The organism is Streptomyces sp. S3(2020) (assembly GCF_013044505.1).
Taxonomy (GTDB): Bacteria; Actinomycetota; Actinomycetes; order Streptomycetales; family Streptomycetaceae; genus Streptomyces.
Map to the genome: position 1 here is coordinate 1 of NZ_JABERD010000485.1, position 1924 is coordinate 1924.

The 1924-nt window shown below is 73.3% G+C and carries 1 protein-coding gene; it reads right to left on the bottom strand.

Features of this window, described 5'->3' with window-relative positions:
* A partial coding sequence (locus tag HLK59_RS49795; protein WP_171148294.1) for a SpoIIE family protein phosphatase occupies positions 1 to 1924 on the bottom strand: 1924 nt, incomplete at both ends.

Below are 1924 nucleotides of genomic sequence, written 5' to 3' on the forward strand. Positions count from 1 at the left end.
GCCCCGAGACCCCCGACTCCCCCGCCTCGCGGCGGCGCGGCAGGGCGCTGGAGGAGTCCTCGACCTCGACGCGGAGCCGGCGGTCGGAGCCGGCCAGGACCCGCAGGGTGACGATGGCGGAGCCCTCGGTGTGCATGAGGGCGTTGGTGACCAGTTCGTCGGCGACGAGCTCGATCTCGTCGGCCCTCTCCCTGGCGCCCCAGGCCCGGACCGCCGCGCGGATCATGTGCCGGGCCTCGGCCAGCGCCTCCGGATCGCCCGAGGCGACATGCTGCTGGAGCCGGCCGCCGGACTGCGGGGCGTCCAGGCCCCGGCGGCGCAGCAGGAGCAGGGCCACGTCGTCGTCGCCGCCGCGTTCCTCGGCCACGTCGATGAGCCGGTCGGCGAGGTCGCGGACGTCCGCGGGGCCGGAGGTGATGAGGGCGGTGAGGGTCTGCATGCCGTCGTCGAGGTCGGCGCCGGGCGTCTCGACCAGGCCGTCGGTGCACAGCAGCAGCGTGTTGCCGGGGTCGAGCTCGACCGTGCCGACGGGGTACTCCAGGCGCCCGAACTCGGCGGACAGGCCGAGCGGCAGCCCGCCCTCGACGGGGACGCGGCGGCAGCTGCCGTCGGCCTGCCGTACGAGGGGGTCGATATGGCCTGCCCGGACGACCTGGACGACTCCGGTGGCGAGGTCGGCCTCGGCGTACAGGCAGGTCGCGAAGCGGTCGGTGTCCAGTTCGTGCAGGAAGACGGAGGCGCGGGCCATCACGGTGGCGGGGGTGTGGCCCTCGGCGGCGTAGGCGCGCAGGACGATGCGCAGCTGGCCCATGACGGCCGCGGCGTGGGTGTCATGGCCCTGGACGTCGCCGATGACGGCGCCGACCCGGCCGCCGGGCAGCGGGATGAGGTCGTACCAGTCGCCGCCGATGTCCCGGCCCAGGGCGGCCGAGCGGTAGCGGACGGCGACGTCGGCGCCGCGCACGCTGGGGATGGTGCGCGGCAGCATGGCCTGCTGGAGCCCGCTGGCGAGGTCCTTCTCCTGCTCGTAGAACATGGCCCGCTGAAGGCTCTGCGCGATGCTGGAGCCGAGGGCGACCAGGACGTTGCGGTCCTCGGGCGAGAAGCCGCTGCGGTCGCTGTACAGCAGGCCCATGGCGCCGATGGGCCGGGCCTGGGCGATCAGAGGCAGGTAGGCGGCCGCGGTGATGTTCAGGTCGGTGATGTGCGGCCACAGCAGCGGATAGCTCTCGGCGAACTCCTGCGGCGACTCGATGAAGCGCGGGGTCAGGGTGCGCACGACCTCGCTCATCGGGTACGGCTCGTCGATGCGGGTGACGTCGGTGCCGGGCACGAAGCTCCCCGCGGGGCCCTCCGCGACCAGCCTGACGCGGCCGGCCTCGACCAGTCCCATGACCAGGCTGGTGGCGCCGAGGTGGGTGAGGCCGTGGGTGTCCTTGAGGACGTCGATGACGTCGTCGACGGTACGGGCGTACGCGAGGGCGGCCGTGGTGAGCTGGACGACGTTGGTCTGCTCCTGCCGGGCCTCGTCCCGGCTGGCCCGTCTGCGCCGGTCCTCGATGTCCTGGACCTCCTGGGTGGCGTCGCGGACGATGCCGACGATGCGGCGCGGGCGGCCCGTCTCGTCGCGCCGGATGTAGCCCTGGGTGTGGGTCCAGCGCAGCGAGCCGTTGCGGCAGCGGATGCGGAAGTAGGTGCCGTAGTTCTCGCTGCCGTCCTTCATGGCCTGCGAGACCAGGGCATCGAGCCGGTAGCCCTCCGGGGACGGGACCCGGATCGCGAGGGTCTCGGGGTGGCCGTCGTATTCGTCGGGGCGCAGGTCGAAGACCTCGTGGGCCTGGGCGTCCATGTGGAACAGACCGGTGTCCAGGTCCCAGTCGAAGCTGCCCATGCGGTTGAGCGCCAGGATCGGGTCCGGGTGGGC